This is a genomic window from Acinetobacter sp. YH12200 (assembly GCF_013418175.1).
Taxonomy (GTDB): domain Bacteria; phylum Pseudomonadota; class Gammaproteobacteria; order Pseudomonadales; family Moraxellaceae; genus Acinetobacter; species Acinetobacter pseudolwoffii.
Genome location: NZ_VPCO01000028.1, coordinates 13876 through 28791 on the forward strand (window position 1 = coordinate 13876; position 14916 = coordinate 28791).

Below are 14916 nucleotides of genomic sequence, written 5' to 3' on the forward strand. Positions count from 1 at the left end.
AAATGAGTTAAAACGATTCCCCTTGCATGGATTCACTTTGAAAAACAATGGTAAAAATGATTCGACCATTGAGGGATTCAGCCTGGATGGTCGCCCCAAGCATATCAAGAATAGATTTTGTTATGGCAAGCCCTAAGCCGGTTCCTTCTTCTGTTCTTTGCCTAGACGCATCTGTTCGATAAAAACGATCAAATAATCTGGATAGTTGTTCAGGAGAGATTTCAGGGCCTTCATTTTCAATTGAAAATATTGTGTTATCTAAATTCTGTTGAAGTTTTATCCGTATTGTAGAATTCTTGTTTCCATATTTAACTGCATTAGACAATAGATTGCTGAGTGCGCGACGTAACATAGCAGGATCACCTTTTACATTGCCAGATCCTGTTTGTTGAAGTGTCATATTTTTTTCGGCAGCGAGAGCGTCATAGAAATCAAATAAAGCGGTAACTTCTTTAACGAGGTCAATATTCTGTAAGTTCTGTAAATTTAAGCCATGTTCTGCTTTTGCCAAGAAAAGCATATCGGACACCATTCGAGCCAAACGTTCAAATTCTTCTAAATTAGAAAATAGTATTTCTTGATAAGTACCAATATCTCGGTTACGGGCGAGACATACTTGAGTTTGGGTCATTAAATTATTAATCGGTGTTCTAATTTCATGTGCTAAATCAGATGAAAAATCGGAAAGTTTTTCTAAAGCTGACTCTAGTCTGTCCAGCATAGCATTGAAGGCGATTGCCAATGATTTTAGTTCGGTTGGTGTATGCTCAACTTCTAAACGTTCTGAAAGATGTTGAGCAGAAATTCCTTCTGCGACCTTAGCCATTTTTTGCACGGGTCTTAAACCTCTCCAGGTTGCAAACCAACCTAAAAACATTAAACAAATTGTACCAGCCAAACCAATATACAAAAGTTGACGCTTAAAATCTTTTAGAAAATGTAGATGTTCTGATGTATCGATCCCAACAATAATTTGTACAGATTGTATTTCAGAATTTCTATTTATACCTGTAGTGTAGATCATGCCACGATAGGTCTTATTTTGAACTTGCCATTTAATCCATGAATTATTTGCTGACTTGATTAAATTTTGAGTATTAATGATTGAGGATGCTGAACTAAATAAAATTTGGCCTGTCGGTCGTTCTATTTGGACCATAAGATCATGGTGTCCAACTAACGCATCTCTTAAATAAAGATTAAGTTCTGGAGAATTTTTAGGATGCTGTTGGAGAAGATTCTGAATAAGCTGGATTTTACCTTCTAATTGGGTACGGTCTTGAGTTTCAAAATGATGCATTACTAATTTATTTATGAACAAACCCATAATAATTAGAATGAAAATAGTAGATAATGAGAAAATGATACCGATCCGGAAACTGATCGCTCTGAATAAATTATTATTCATCCTCTACCTCTAGTACATACCCCATTCCTCGAATATTCTGAATTAATTTGGGAGTAAAGTTACTGTCAACTTTACTTCTTAATCGTTTAATAGCGACTTCAACGACATTCGTATCACTATCAAAATTCATATCCCAAATTTGAGAAGCAATCAGCGCTCTTGGTAAAATTTCACCTCGTCTACGCATAAAAAGTTCCATAAGCGCGAATTCTTTTGCCGTCAGATCAATGCGTTGACCCGCTCGCGTTACCCGACGTTTTCTCAAATCAAGTTCTAAATCAGCAATCTTAATAATATTACTATCTTCTCTTTGCTGCCCTCGTCTAAGGAGAGTTTTGATTCGAGCAAGAAGCTCTGCAAAAGCAAAAGGCTTTATTAAATAATCATCAGCGCCTAACTCTAGACCTTTTACTCGATCTTCTATCTGATCTCTGGCTGTTAAAAATAGAATGGGCATTGTTTTACCGCTGCTACGAATATCATTGATAATATTCCAACCATTTAGTCCAGGTAACATCACGTCTAAAATAATTAAGTCATACTCTTCAGAAAGAGCTTGATGTTTACCCGTTAACCCATCTGTAACCCAGTCCGTAATATAGCCAGCTTCGGATAAACCTTGCTTGAGATAATCACCAGTTTTTTGTTCATCTTCAACTAATAGTATTCTCATTTCCGAATCCTAAGTCATTCATTAAAACTATAATAACGTTATAAAACATCTGATCGAGATAGATTACAAAAATGTCATTTTCAAGTCACTTAGATGTTCAATGCTTCACTTTATTGTAGTAGCAAGAAATTAACTTTTAGAGAAACTTATGAAAACTGTAGTGCGTCGTAGTCTAACAATTTTAATGTGTGCTGGAACTTTAATTGCTGGTACTCAATCTTGGGCAAAAGATGTATCAACCTCAAGTGCCACTAAAACGGTAAAAGCACAGAAACCTTGTACAAAACCTTGTAAAATGGAAAAAGATGACAAGACTCAGCAAGATCATAGTCAACATCAGTCTCCTAACTCATCTGACATGTCAAAAATGGATCATTCTATGATGAATATGGACCATTCTAAAATGGATCATTCAAAGATGAATATGCCTAGTAGCAATAAATAATTTTATAAATAGCGAGAAAGAAGTATTAAAGTTTATACTAAATATTTGCTTTATTACTTCAATCTTGACCTTTCTAAAGGTGAGATAGAATGTCAAATAAGTTAAGTCATGTACTCTTAATTGGAGTTGGTTTATTTTCATCAACTTGGGTAATGGCGGCAGTTAAAGAATATGATTTAACAATCGCTGAACAAACTGTAAATATCACAGGAAAACCGCTAAAGAGAATTACCGTTAATGGTAAATTCGTTGCACCACTTCTTGAATTTGAAGAAGGTGATGAGGCCGTTATCCGTGTTCACAATAAGTTAAAAAATCAGGACTCTTCAATCCATTGGCATGGCTTATTATTACCTGGAATTATGGATGGTGTACCTGGATTTAACAAATTTAATGGCATTGCCCCTAATAAAACTTATGAATATAAGTTTAAAGTCCGCCAAAATGGTACTTATTGGTATCATTCACATAGTAAAGGACAAGAACAAGACGGTTTATATGGTGCTTTTGTTATTTATCCTAAAGATAAAACTCCACTAACAGCTGCTGAAAAAACCGATAAAGATTACGTTGTTTTGCTTTCTGATTTTCATAATTCAACAAGTGATCAAATTATGAAAAATCTTAAAAAAGAAGCAGATTACTATCAGAACCGTCGCGAAACAGTATTCGATGTATTAAAACAAGTTAAACGTGATGGATTAAAGGCAACTTGGCAAGACCGCTCTATGTGGAATCAGATGCGGATGTTGAAAACAGATATGTCCGATGTGACTGGTTATACATTTTTAATGAATGGCAAAACACCTCAGCAAAACTGGACCGGTAATTTTAAAGCTGGAGAAAAAGTTCGCCTTCGATTTATTAATGCTTCTGCAATGTCATTTTTTGATGTACGAATTCCAAATTTAAAAATGACAGTGGTAAGTGCCGATGGTCAACCTGTAAAACCTGTTCCTGTAGATGAGTTCCGTATAGGTACTGCTGAAACTTATGATGTCATTGTTGAACCGAAACAAGCCCATTATCAAATCGAAGCTGAATCTATTGATCGTACTGGATTTTCGGTTGGAACCTTACATGATGAAAATACCTCACCTGTAAAACAAATTGAGATGCCTAAGCCTCGTCCTCGTTCTTTATTGACTATGGAAGATATGGGAATGAATCATGATATGTCTTCTATGAAAGGCATGAATCACGATATGTCTTCTATGAAAGGTATGGATCATGATATGTCTTCAATGAAAGATATGAATCATGATATGTCTTCTATGAAAGGCATGAATCACGATATGTCTTCTATGAAAGGTATGGATCATGATATGTCTTCTATGAAAGGCATGAATCACGATATGTCTTCTATGAAAGGTATGGATCATGATATGTCTTCTATGAAAGGTATGGATCATGATATGTCTTCAATGAAAGATATGAATCATGATATGTCTTCTATGAAAGGCATGAATCACGATATGTCTTCTATGAAAGGTATGGATCATGATATGTCTTCTATGAAAGGCATGAATCACGATATGTCTTCTATGAAAGGTATGGATCATGATATGTCTTCTATGAAAGGTATGGATCATGATATGCCGATGAATAGCGCTACTGTTAAGGCGGCTTCAGACAAGAATGATAATACCGTATTTGGATGGGCAAATGCTTCAACACCTGAAGGTAATAAAGCATTGCAATATAGTGATTTGCAATCGTTAGATCCTCAAAAAGACACTCGTGCAGCTGAACGTGAAATAGAGATCCGTCTTGGTGGAAACATGGAGCGTTATATTTGGACAATAAATGGTAAAAAATTTAATGAAGCCGACCCACTAGTGGTGAAGTATGGTGAACGTATTCGCTTAAAATTTGTCAATGACAGTATGATGGCTCACCCAATGCACTTACATGGCATGTTTATGCAGCTTGAGAATGGTCAGGATCCAAGCAATATGCCAAACAAACATACGGTAATTGTTCCACCTGGGAAAACGATAACCACTCTACTCACAGCTGATGAGTTAGGTGAGTGGGCTATTCATTGTCACCTGCTTTACCATATGAGTGCAGGAATGATGAATAAACTCATTGTAGCTCAAGTGGAAGATGGTAATTCTACAAAGACTGTTCCTCAGTCCCAAGTAAATGAGAAGGGAGTAAATCCACATGCATATCACTAATAATTTGTTTTCAAAAACAACTTTGATGATTGCGCTATTTGGATTATCAAATCTGACCTTTGCAAAGAACACTCAACCAGTAGAAGATAGCAATATGCCAGAAAGTATGAAGGTACTATTGCAGGAATCTGGTGGGTTAAGCTATTCCCCGCAAAATGTTTATCCAAAGTATTTTTCAAAAAGAAATATTAACAAGGGAAACAAAAGTATTCAAATTATGCGGAAGAATTTGGAACCAGCTGATTCCTCCCATAATAATCATCTTAAAGAACATGGTGGTCAAGTTTATCAAACTACAAAACTCGAAAATGAATGGATGGTTGATGAAGACGGTAAAGGTGGGTTAGGAACAAAGTTTGAAACTTTGATTGGTACAGATGAAAATCGCTTATTTATCGAAGCAAATCTGGAAAAACCTGAAAGTGATGAGGTTAAATATGATATCTCCGCACTTTATAGCCGTAATATAGCTCCATTTTGGGATATACAAACCGGTATTCGATATAGTGAAGATAGAGGCGAGTCAGACAATAAGCGAATTGATGGTGTTATCGGTATTTTAGGGCTTGCGCCATATTTTTTTGAAACACAAGCATATCTTTATGGCGGTGAGAATAATTTTTGGGGAGCAAGTTTTGAATTAGAACGTGATTTGCTTTTAACTCAGAAACTTATTACTCAACCTTATATCGAAGCAGATGTAATATTTAGCGATGATTCTAACTATGCTTCAAAAAACGGATTATCCGAATTGAAGACTGGGCTGAAAACTCGTTATGAGATTACTAAACGGATTAAACCTTTTGTTGATGTAGCTTATCAATATGAAAAGGGACAAAAGCTAACTTCTCTACAACAAGCGTCCAATTCAGAAAAAGGATGGTTGTATGGTGCAGGTATCGAGTTTGTTTTTTAAAAGCGATTTAAATAAAAATCAAAAATAGCAGTTTAATACTGCTATTTTTTTTGTATGCTTATTTTGTGAAATGTTGATCCAGATGGCACTGTTGCAAATAGTGATTTGAGTCGATGATGTTCCCTTTAAAAAGTGCTTAGAGACCGAAAACCCTGTTGATTAGACACACTTCACCCTGAGGCTGACCATAATAAAATGACGATGCTTGTCCTTTACGTAGTGCACGCATGACTTCAATACCTTTAATTGTGGCATAAGCAGTCTTCATAGATTTGAATCCTAATGTGGCCCTGATGATTCGCTTTAACTTACCATGATCACATTCAATGACATTATTTTTATACTTAATCTGCCTGTGCTCAATATCTACTGGACATTTTCCTTCTCGCTTTAATCGTGATAAAGCATGGCCATAGGTCGCTGCTTTATCTGTATTGATGACCCGTGGAATTTGCCATTTTTTCACCGTATTGAAGATCTTTCCTAGAAAACTATAGGCTGATTTACTGTTCCGTCTAGCGGAAAGGTAAAAGTCAATCGTATGACCCCGTTGATCAACTGCACGATACAGGTAAGTCCATCGCCCCTTCACTTTGATATAAGTCTCATCCATATGCCATGAATGTAAATCTGTAGGATTACGCCAATACCAGCGTAACCGTTTTTCCATTTCTGGAGCATAACGCTGAACCCAACGATAAATTGTACTGTGATCCACATTTATGCCTCGTTAAGCGAGCATTTCTTGAAGTTCACGATAGCTGATGCCATATTTACAATACCAACGAACAGCCCAAAGAATGATTTCACCTTGAAAGTGCCGACCGTGGAAGGGATTCATCTGCTGTATCTCGAAATAAATAAGATATTTAGCTTATCATGTCAGCCTATTTGCAACAGTGCCATAAATTCTTGAATTAGAATAGAACCTATCTTAAATGGTATTAAGAAATAAACAAACTCAAAACAAGATAGTAGGGCAGTCAGTTCTGGAATATAGGGCACCAGAGCGGCTTTTTATTGATTATTCATGTTCCACGCTTAAAATTCGAACAGTGTTTCATGATTTTTATAAGTTAAACTAAATTTAGTTGCTAATCCCAATAAGCTATTCACTAACTTGTAAATATCGGTATACCGCCTGACGACTAATCCCAAAAGCTTTCCCTAATGCCATTTTCGATGGATACTTCCCCTCCTTCCATGCTTGTCGTAAAGCTTCAGCTTGGTCAGGCTTTAGTTTATGCACCCGACCTTTGTACTTCCCCTGAGCAGAGGCGAGTTTTATTCCTTCCTTTTGCCGCTCTAAAATGATCTCACGTTCGAACTGTGCAAAAGCACCCATCATTTGAAGCATCAAATTATCCATCGGGGTGGATTCGGCTGTAAAAGTAATATTTTCTTTTACAAACTGGATGGAAATCCCTCGTTTGACCAGTTTATCTACTTCAGTGACCAAATCTTTTAAGCTTCGCGCAAAACGATCCATGGAATGTACTATCACCCTGTCCCCTTCCCGGACATAGTTCAACATTTCTTGAAATTTCGGTCGGTCAGTATTTTTACCCGAAGCACGGTCAACAAAAATCCGGTCGACTTCAATCCCCTCAAGTTGACGCCCAGTATTTTGCTCGACCGAACTCACTCGCACATAACCTACTTTTTGGCCTTTCACTCTTTCTCGCCCCAATTGGATAAAAATGAACAATTTTGTAAATCATAAATCTTTAATATCAAAGTTACATGTTACTTATGATTAAAAATCATTTAAATGGTACATGGTTTTACGAACTTTTAAAGTGTTACTTTAGGGTGTACTTTAAAGTTACACAAAACATCTATATGAAGACTAAAGTCCAAATTAGTGTTTATGTTGGTTCAATGTATTACATTTCGTATTTTCTATTTGTAACGTAATTTCAGTAATATTATGATTATGTTTTAGAACTTCTAAGGCCTTTTGATAGAGTTGATCTGTATTGCTATTCGGAGCAACCAAATGAGCAGTTAAATGAATATTTCTTGAGGATATAGCCCAGACTTTCAACTGATGAATCCCTTCAACGCCCTCTAGCTTCAATAAATCATTTCTTAACGACTCAATATCAATCTCATCAGGAACTCCTTCAAGCAGAATATGAATACTTTGTTTTAATAAAATCCAAGTTCGAGGTAAGACCCAGAAGCCAATTAACACAGCGATTACGGTATCAACCCACATCCACTGGGTAAAATAAATAACTATTCCTCCGATAATCACGCCTATCGATCCTAGAGCATCACTAAGAACTTCTAAATATGCACCTTTTATATTTAGACTTCCTTCAGCACTAGCAGAAAGGATTTTCATTGAAATCAAATTTATGACCAAACCAATGACCGCGACAATCATCATTCCAACACTTTGAATTTCAGCAGGATTCGTAAAACGTTGATAAGCTTCATATACAATATATATTGCTACCACAAAAAGCATCACCGCATTAAACAGAGCCGCTAAAATTTCAAATCGCTGATAGCCAAAAGTTCTTTTATCATCTGCGGCTTTTTTACCAATTTTGATAGCGGCAAGAGCAATAGCTAAAGCGGCTACATCAGTAAACATATGAGCTGCATCAGATAACAAAGCCAAACTTTGGGTAATAAAAGCAGCGACAACTTCTACTATTAAAAAAGTAGTCGTTAAACCTAAGGCAACCATTAACTTCTTACTATTTTCTTCAGTAACAACCGCATGGCTATGATCATGATGTTCTGACATAAAATATTTTCCTTATTCTATTTATGATGAGCAGAGATATTGGATAACAGCCAATATCTCTGCTGTAAATCGACTAATCTATTGGATTAAGAAACTTTCTTTTCATTTATCCAACGATAAAGCACGGGTAACAGCACCAAAGTTAGTAATGTTGAAGAGATAATCCCGCCAATCACTACGGTTGCCAGTGGCCGTTGAACCTCAGCCCCTGTTCCGGTTGCCAGCGCCATTGGTACAAAACCCAGTGAAGCCACACAAGCTGTCATCAACACTGGTCTTAAGCGCAAAATAGCCCCTTGCCACACGGCTTTATGCACTGGATATTTGTCCCTTAATTCCTTAATAAAGGTCAGCATTACCAGTCCATTGAGGACTGCAACACCAGATAAGGCAATAAAGCCAATTCCAGCTGACATCGATAATGGAATATCCCTTAGCCAAAGGAACAGCACACCACCGGTCAAGGCAAAGGGTACCCCGGTAAAGACCAATAGACTTTCTTTGACATTGTGAAAGACCGCCATCAGTAAAATAAAGATAGTGATTAAAGCCAGTGGAATCACGATTTGCATCCGTGCTTTGGCTGAAGCCAAATTTTCAAACTGACCGCCATATTCTATCCAATAACCACTTGGCAAAGTGTATGCTTTGAGCTGTGTCTGTACATCAGAAACAAAAGACCCTAAATCACGCCCTTCAACATTCGTTGTAACCACAACTCGGCGTTTACCATTTTCTCGACTGACTTGGTTGATTCCTTCAATGGTCGAGACTTGCGCGACATCCGACAATAAAATACTGCCACCATTTGGAAGCTGAATAGGTAACTGGGAAACAGATGCGACACTACGGTCTTGCTCTCCAAGACGGATAACAAAATCAAAACGACGATCGCCTTCTAAAATCTCTCCCACGCTTTGTCCACCAATACTTGCAGCCACCACATCCTGAATAGATTTCACACTCAAGCCATACTGGGCAGCTAAAGCTTTATCAATCTCTACATTGAGTAAAGGCAGACCCGAAGTTTGTTCAACTTTCACCGCACTGCTACCTGCGACTTGCTGAATGATTTTCGCGATTTTTGCAGCCTCAGTATTCAAAACCTGCATGTCATCACCAAAAACCTTCACCCCCACATCACTGCGTATACCTGAAATCAGTTCATTAAAACGTAGCTCAATAGGCTGAGAAAACTCACTGTTATTGCCGGGAATTGTCGCAAGATAAGCTTCCATTCGGGTTCGAAGTGCATCTAGGCTTTCTTTTGAATCTGGCCATTCCTCACGTGGTTTCAGCATGATATAACCATCGGAAATATTCGGTGGCATCACATCTGTCGCCACTTCAGCAGTCCCGGTACGGGCAAATATAGCTTTAATTTCGGGAAAGTTTTTCAGTAAAAGCTTTTCGGTATTTTCCTGAATACGTAAAGACTCTTCCAAGCCTGTGCTTGGAGAACGTAATTGCTGTACCGCAAAATCACCTTCACTCAGCTGGGGTGCAAACTCACTGCCAATCTTCGTGCTGAGCAGACCCGTAATGACCAGGAGACAAATGGCAAAAGTTAAAACCACCGCTTTGTAATGATAGGCTCCATCCAATATCTGTTGATATCGGGTTTTGAGCCAGATCATCCAACGGCTTTCCGTTTCTTTGATCTCCCCTTTAACCCATAAAGCAACTGCAGCGGGCACAAAGGTGATCGATAAAATAATAGCTGCCACCAGTGCGAGAACAACGGTTAAAGCCATCGGATGAAATAGTTTTGCTTCTACACCACTTAAAGCAAAAATCGGCAAATACACCACCAAAATAATAAGCTGACCAAAAATAAGAGGACGACGTGCTTGGCGGGCAGCCAGAAAAACTTCCTTAAAGCGTTCACTTTGTGTGAGAGGTCGTTTTAACAGTTGCTGTGTATGGGCTAAACGCCGGATACAGTTTTCGACAATCACCACAGCACCATCGACAATGATGCCGAAATCGAGTGCACCTAAACTCATCAGATTGGCACTGATATTTTTCTGTGCCATCCCGGTTAAGGTAAACAGCATAGAGAGTGGAATGACACAGGCAGTAATCAAGGCAGCACGGATATTCCCTAAAAACAGGAACAGAATGATGATGACCAGGATTGCTCCCTCTACCAAGTTTTTCTGAACGGTTTTAATCGCCTTCTCAACCAAGGTAGTACGGTCGTACACCGTTTCAATCACTACCCCTTTAGGCAAACTATTCTGAATATCTTGAAGCTTGGCATCCACAGCTTTAGAAACAGTCCGGCTATTTCCACCCATCGCCATCATGGCAATCCCTAAAACGGTTTCTTTGCCGTTATAGGTTGCCCCACCGGTTCTTAAATCATGCCCAATAGAGACTTGCGCAATATCACCAACCCGAATTGGGCTGCCATTTGGGCTACCCAGCATGGTGTTCTCAATATCAGAAAGCCCATTGAATGTACCCGGTACACGTACCGTCAGTTGCTGACCATTGTCTTCAATATAACCTGCACCTCGGTTCTCATTATTTTGCGCTAAAGCCTGTTGCAGTTGTTCTAATGAGATATTCAGTTGCTGCATCCGGTTTAAATCGGGAGAGACCACATAGGTTTTTTCAAAACCACCAATACTGTTGACCTCTGCAACTCCCTTAACACGTTGCAGTTGAGGACGCACAATCCAGTCCTGAATCTCACGCAAATCCATCGGCGTGTATGCAGTTCCATCCGGCTTTTTCGCATTCGGATCTGCCTTCAGTACCCATTGATAAATCTCACTGAGACCCGTAGAAACGGGGGACATCGTCGGTGCGATTTGTGCAGGCAACTCAGATTGCGCCTCCTGTATCCGTTGGTTAATCTGCTGACGGGCCCAATAAATATCAGTCCCATCTTTAAAGACAATGGTGACTTGAGAGAGTCCATAACGGGATATGGAACGGGTAAGCTCCAGATCCGGAATGCCAGCCATGGCATTTTCAATGGGATAGGTAATCCGCTGTTCGACTTCAAGCGCAGTAAAACCCTTGGCTTGAGTATTAATCTGGACTTGGGTATTGGTAATATCGGGTACAGCATCAATCGGGAGTTTCTGATAGCTATACACCCCGACCGCAATCCAGGTACAGACAAAGAGCAACACCCAAATCGCATTTTGTATGGAAAACTGAATGATTCGTTCGAATAAACCTTCTGGTTTTGGCAGATCAGAATTAATGTTCATGGCCTGCCTCGTCTTTTTCTAATTCAGATTTCAACAAGAAACTGCCTTGAGCGATATACTTCTGCCCTTCAGTCAGCCCAGAAATCACTTCAAGCCATTGTCCATCACTTGAAGCCTGCCCCAATTGCACTTTCTGTGCTTTTAAGTGGACTTGACCTTTTTGTTCTGAATCTACGATGAAAATACTGTCTTCACCTTCAATACTTTGCAGCGCAGACTTTTGAATCCGAAGGGCTGATTTTGCTGTAGCTTCCGGAATCAACACTCTCACTAACACATTAGAACGCAACTCAGTAGCTTGCGCATCGAGTTTTGCGCGCACCACCAGACGCCCTGTTTGTACATCTGCCTGAGAGGTTAAGCTTTGTACAGTAGCTTTATAGATTTGATCTGAATCATTCACTTTAAAGTCAATTTTTTGCCCGGCTTGCAGTTGACCTGAGAATTGATTCGGCAAATTAAACTCAAGCCATAAATCTTTCAGCTGTTCAATGACAAAGAGCTGATTAGCCAGTTGCACATTTTCACCGACCACAATATCTTTTTGACTGATCACCCCAGAGATCGGTGCTTTAATCAGAAAACGCCCATTGTTATTGCCACTTGCACCTAATGCATTTAAACGTGCTTGTGAGGACTGGACAGTAATCTGCGCTTGACGGTAGGCATTTTCGGCACGCTGGTAATCCTGTTTGGCAGAAATCCCCTGTGACCAGAGTTGCTGTTCGCGCTGGTAATCTTTACGGGCCAAATCCAGATTCACCTGTGCCATACGCAGATTTGCCTGTTGGTCGATCAGTTCAGGCACGATTAGTACAGCCAGCGTTTGTCCTTTTTGCACGCTCTGTCCTAAAGCCACATTGACCTGCTCGACATGACCACTAAAATTAGGCGATATATGCGCTTGTTGATCGGTATTCACCACCAATTTACCTGGCAGGGTTGTCAGCTTTTCAACCAATCCTGTGGATGCAACAGCAACTTTTAAACCTTGTTCAACCATTTGTTGGCTGGTCAGTTGTATTTCGCCTTCTTCAGCATGTCCTTCTTCAGAACTATCTTCATCAGAATGTTCGGCATTTCCCTCATCATGACCATGCCCCTCAGATTCAGTTTTTTTTGAACTTAACCAAATAACCAGACTGACCAAGACCGTAATCAGAATCAAAATTGCAATCATGAGAGACTGGGATATTTTTCCGTTTTGCTTGGCGTTCATTTTATCGTGCTCCCCCATTGATTAAATTTTGCGATGCTTCGACTGCCTTTTTATTCAGTTGTGTATAGGCATCCGAACGGCTAATTTCTTCATAACTTGTGCCAATACTGAGTGCCTCAGCTGCGAGGGCAGTTTGCCAAGCTTGACGTAGAATTTGTAATTGACCCAATCGAAGATTCTGCAGTTGGGTGGTTGCTTGCTGAACGTCGGTAATGGACAGTTTCCCTGCCTGAAACCCTTGTAAAGTACGGCTCTGAACTTTGGTCGCCAAAGTAACTTGTGCTGTTGTGGCATCGAACTGGCTACGTAAACCTTTGAGCTGATGCATGCTGTTGGCAATATTGAGTATTTGTTGCTTCAGCTCACGCTGCTGCTGTTGGTTCAGCAATATTTGCTGTTGCTGGACCATCGGGATCGCATATTGCTGGCGGTTGAAAATATTCAGTGGAATAGCCACGCCGATTGCCAAAGTCGTATCGTTGCTTTCATTAGGGGTTTTGCTACGTTTCATGCCTACATTTAAAGTCGGATTGGGACGTGCCTGAATTCTTAAATTTTCAATTTGATGATCCGATTGCTGAATGTTCAAGGCATAGAATTTTTCTAGCCACCCTTCAGCAATATACCGTTGCACAGTTTGGAGACTTTGCTCTGGCCAAGGGATAGCGGTTTTATTCAATTGAAGATGTGAAGATGTTTCTCCCCCCCACAAATTAGACAGCTGACGACCGGCAGCTTGTTTATTCAGCATCGCTTGCTGATAAAGTCGTTGGATTTCTAGCGCTTCAATTTGGGTACGCTCAAAATCAACCAGGGCAATACTGCCTGCCTGATAGCGTTTCTGGGCACTGTCCAGATTGGCTTTACTTGTTTTTAACTGTACTGAATAAGCAGACTGCTCAACCTCAGCAAGTGCAAATTGCGACCATGCAAATTTAACAATCAGTTGGCTTTGTGCCTTCCATAATTGCTGTTGCAATTGGATTTGTTGATTCGAGGTATTGGCAATCACCCGGTTCAGCTTACGCTGACCAAATAGATCTAGAGGTTGACTAACGCCAACATTGAATTCCTGTTCTTGACCTGAGCCAAAGCCAGACTGTTCTAAACTTATACTTGGATTCTGCCATAACCGACTTTGCTGAATATTCAATTCAGATATTTGCTGAACTTGTTGCCACAGCTTGTCTTGAGTCTGGTAACTTTGTACTTTTGCTAAAGCGGATTCAAAGCTGGTAACGTTTTCAGCATAGCTATATTGCATAGCCGCTGCACATATACAAGCAACCAAGCTATGACGCAAGAGTATAATTGATTGTGAAGACATGATTTTTCCCACTTATTTAAATAATAAAAGTGGTGGGAATGTTTTAGGCTACCCCACCATGAGCGGGGAAAATTCGGGAGGTGGGCTTTGTTGAAACAGGTCAGGAGCCTGATAGCTGTTTTTCCAATGAAATTGTGGATTCACTTTAACTTCAGAGCTTGGATGAAACACATCTACTTTTTCATTTTGTACAATCAAATGCGTCATCGATGGTAGATGATCTTGATGATCTTCACCGATTTCTAAATCGCTACTGAATGTTTTTATGTTTTCTGACTGTCCATTATGATCGTGTTGACGACTATCGCTGGCACACAAGGTATTTTGGTGATGACCAAAATGATAACTCTGCTGTGATTGAGGCTGTTGTTCATGGACACAAAAGGCCGCCGCCACATTCCAAAAGCTTTGGAACATGAACAATCCAACCAAGACTGTAATCCATGTAGTAGAACGCATCATCATAACAATCGAAAAATTTGTACCAAGTATAAGGCTTAGAGCCACTCCAAGGTCAAGCTTAATAAATTAAATTAAACATTCAATGAACACTGAATAGCCGGCACTTTTGCAAATTTACCTTGTCTCTATAAGCTCACATCAATTTCAGGTAAGAATAACAATAGATAGTGAACCGTACCGGGTTTGTCGGAGACCAAGCTTTCTGAGAGAATGTCCCGATGAAAAAAGTAAAATATACCCCTGAAATCAGAGAAAGAGCGGTTCAATTATTGATTGAATCCGAGAAAGATTATCC

Annotated in this window: 11 protein-coding genes and 1 pseudogene; 3 read left to right on the forward strand and 9 right to left on the reverse strand. The window is 39.5% G+C overall.

Annotation, left to right across the window (positions count from 1 at the left end; translation table 11 throughout):
- Positions 1-7: 7 nt before the first annotated feature.
- Positions 8-1408 (reverse strand): heavy metal sensor histidine kinase, encoded by a 1401-nt coding sequence (locus tag FTU90_RS14110; RefSeq protein ID WP_180072941.1) that lies wholly within the window; start codon positions 1406-1408, stop codon positions 8-10.
- The gene (locus tag FTU90_RS14115) at positions 1401-2081 is read right to left on the reverse strand and encodes a heavy metal response regulator transcription factor (RefSeq protein ID WP_004668313.1); all 681 of its coding nucleotides are present in this window, start codon (positions 2079-2081) and stop codon (positions 1401-1403) included. The genes FTU90_RS14110 and FTU90_RS14115 overlap by 8 nt, the downstream gene beginning before the upstream one ends.
- A 148-nt stretch (positions 2082-2229) precedes the next feature.
- Between FTU90_RS14115 and FTU90_RS14120 the strand changes: the two genes are divergently transcribed.
- The 3 genes from FTU90_RS14120 (at position 2230) to FTU90_RS14130 (ending at position 5625) form a co-directional block, all read left to right on the forward strand.
- On the forward strand, positions 2230-2526 hold the full coding sequence (locus tag FTU90_RS14120) for a hypothetical protein (protein ID WP_004695744.1): 297 nt from the start codon (positions 2230-2232) through the stop codon (positions 2524-2526).
- A gap of 89 nt (positions 2527-2615) precedes the next feature.
- Positions 2616-4709 carry a copper resistance system multicopper oxidase gene (locus tag FTU90_RS14125; RefSeq protein WP_180072943.1) on the forward strand — a complete coding sequence of 698 codons (2094 nt, stop codon included), beginning with the start codon at positions 2616-2618 and terminating at the stop codon, positions 4707-4709.
- Positions 4696-5625 carry a copper resistance protein B gene (locus FTU90_RS14130; RefSeq protein ID WP_180072945.1) on the forward strand — a complete coding sequence of 310 codons (930 nt, stop codon included), beginning with the start codon at positions 4696-4698 and terminating at the stop codon, positions 5623-5625. The genes FTU90_RS14125 and FTU90_RS14130 overlap by 14 nt, the downstream gene beginning before the upstream one ends.
- A gap of 136 nt (positions 5626-5761) precedes the next feature.
- On the opposite strand, the pseudogene FTU90_RS14135 reads toward FTU90_RS14130, so the two are convergent.
- From FTU90_RS14135 to FTU90_RS14165, 7 genes and pseudogenes are all read right to left on the reverse strand, one after another.
- A pseudogene (locus tag FTU90_RS14135) lies at positions 5762-6466 on the reverse strand (IS6-like element IS1008 family transposase).
- Between the two features lie 267 nt (positions 6467-6733).
- Positions 6734-7300 carry a recombinase family protein gene (locus FTU90_RS14140; protein WP_075175362.1) on the reverse strand — a complete coding sequence of 189 codons (567 nt, stop codon included), beginning with the start codon at positions 7298-7300 and terminating at the stop codon, positions 6734-6736.
- A 186-nt stretch (positions 7301-7486) separates the two neighbouring features.
- On the reverse strand, positions 7487-8386 hold the full coding sequence (locus FTU90_RS14145; protein ID WP_005028603.1) for a cation diffusion facilitator family transporter: 900 nt from the start codon (positions 8384-8386) through the stop codon (positions 7487-7489).
- Between the two features lie 86 nt (positions 8387-8472).
- Complete coding sequence (locus tag FTU90_RS14150) at positions 8473-11613, reverse strand: efflux RND transporter permease subunit (protein ID WP_180072947.1); 3141 nt, start codon at positions 11611-11613, stop codon at positions 8473-8475.
- Positions 11603-12832 (reverse strand): efflux RND transporter periplasmic adaptor subunit, encoded by a 1230-nt coding sequence (locus FTU90_RS14155; RefSeq protein WP_016658777.1) that lies wholly within the window; start codon positions 12830-12832, stop codon positions 11603-11605. Before FTU90_RS14155 ends, FTU90_RS14150 begins: the two co-directional genes overlap by 11 nt.
- Before the next feature lies 1 nt (position 12833).
- The gene (locus FTU90_RS14160; protein ID WP_035269736.1) at positions 12834-14159 is read right to left on the reverse strand and encodes a TolC family protein; all 1326 of its coding nucleotides are present in this window, start codon (positions 14157-14159) and stop codon (positions 12834-12836) included.
- 48 nt (positions 14160-14207) lie between these two features.
- Positions 14208-14621 carry a cation efflux protein, CzcI-like gene (locus tag FTU90_RS14165; protein ID WP_225530251.1) on the reverse strand — a complete coding sequence of 138 codons (414 nt, stop codon included), beginning with the start codon at positions 14619-14621 and terminating at the stop codon, positions 14208-14210.
- Positions 14622-14916 lie beyond the last annotated feature (295 nt).

What these genes read in the sequence shown, in the direction of transcription:
- FTU90_RS14125 (WP_180072943.1), top strand. Translation starts at nt 2,616, where the DNA reads ATGTCAAATAAGTTAAGTCATGTACTCTTAATTGGAGTTGGTTTATTT.
- FTU90_RS14110 (WP_180072941.1), bottom strand. Translation starts at nt 1,408, where the DNA reads ATGAATAATAATTTATTCAGAGCGATCAGTTTCCGGATCGGTATCATT.
- FTU90_RS14120 (WP_004695744.1), top strand. Translation starts at nt 2,230, where the DNA reads ATGAAAACTGTAGTGCGTCGTAGTCTAACAATTTTAATGTGTGCTGGA.
- FTU90_RS14155 (WP_016658777.1), bottom strand. Translation starts at nt 12,832, where the DNA reads ATGAACGCCAAGCAAAACGGAAAAATATCCCAGTCTCTCATGATTGCA.
- FTU90_RS14145 (WP_005028603.1), bottom strand. Translation starts at nt 8,386, where the DNA reads ATGTCAGAACATCATGATCATAGCCATGCGGTTGTTACTGAAGAAAAT.
- FTU90_RS14130 (WP_180072945.1), top strand. Translation starts at nt 4,696, where the DNA reads ATGCATATCACTAATAATTTGTTTTCAAAAACAACTTTGATGATTGCG.
- FTU90_RS14115 (WP_004668313.1), bottom strand. Translation starts at nt 2,081, where the DNA reads ATGAGAATACTATTAGTTGAAGATGAACAAAAAACTGGTGATTATCTC.
- FTU90_RS14165 (WP_225530251.1), bottom strand. Translation starts at nt 14,621, where the DNA reads ATGATGCGTTCTACTACATGGATTACAGTCTTGGTTGGATTGTTCATG.
- FTU90_RS14150 (WP_180072947.1), bottom strand. Translation starts at nt 11,613, where the DNA reads ATGAACATTAATTCTGATCTGCCAAAACCAGAAGGTTTATTCGAACGA.
- FTU90_RS14160 (WP_035269736.1), bottom strand. Translation starts at nt 14,159, where the DNA reads ATGTCTTCACAATCAATTATACTCTTGCGTCATAGCTTGGTTGCTTGT.